The organism is Nonomuraea recticatena, from assembly GCF_039533245.1.
GTDB classification, from domain to species: domain Bacteria; phylum Actinomycetota; class Actinomycetes; order Streptosporangiales; family Streptosporangiaceae; genus Nonomuraea; species Nonomuraea roseola.
Genome location: NZ_BAAATE010000199.1, coordinates 1 through 531 on the forward strand (window position 1 = coordinate 1; position 531 = coordinate 531).

Sequence of the window (531 nt, forward strand, 5' to 3'; positions counted from 1 at the left end):
TTCGTGGAGTTCTCCCGGCAGCGGGCGCTGTCGGCCGACGGGCGGTGCAAGTCGTTCTCGGCTTCGGCTGACGGTGCGGCGTGGGCCGAGGGGGTGGGGGTGCTGGTGCTGGAGCGGTTGTCGCAGGCGGTTCGCCATGGGCGGCGGGTGCTGGCGGTGATCCGGGGGTCGGCGGTGAACCAGGACGGGGCGAGCAACGGGTTGACGGCGCCGAGTGGTCCTGCGCAGGAGCGGGTGATTCAGCAGGCGTTGGCGGACGCGTTGCTGGACACGCGGGATGTGGACGCGGTGGAGGCGCATGGGACGGGGACGCGGTTGGGTGATCCGATCGAGGCGGGGGCGTTGCTGGCGACGTATGGGCGGGGCCGGGCGGAGGATCGGCCGGTGTGGGTGGGGTCGGTGAAGTCGAACATCGGTCACACGCAGGCGGCGGCGGGGGTGGCGGGGGTGATCAAGATGGTGCAGGCGATGCGGCATGGGGTGTTGCCGCCGACGTTGCACGTCACCGAGCCGACCCCGCACGTCGACTGG

Annotated in this window: 1 protein-coding gene; it reads left to right on the forward strand. The window is 71.9% G+C overall.

Annotation, left to right across the window (positions count from 1 at the left end; translation table 11 throughout):
* Positions 1-531, forward strand: a 531-nt coding sequence (locus tag ABFX50_RS51140; RefSeq protein ID WP_346158573.1) for a beta-ketoacyl [acyl carrier protein] synthase domain-containing protein, incomplete at both ends; no start/stop codon positions are given.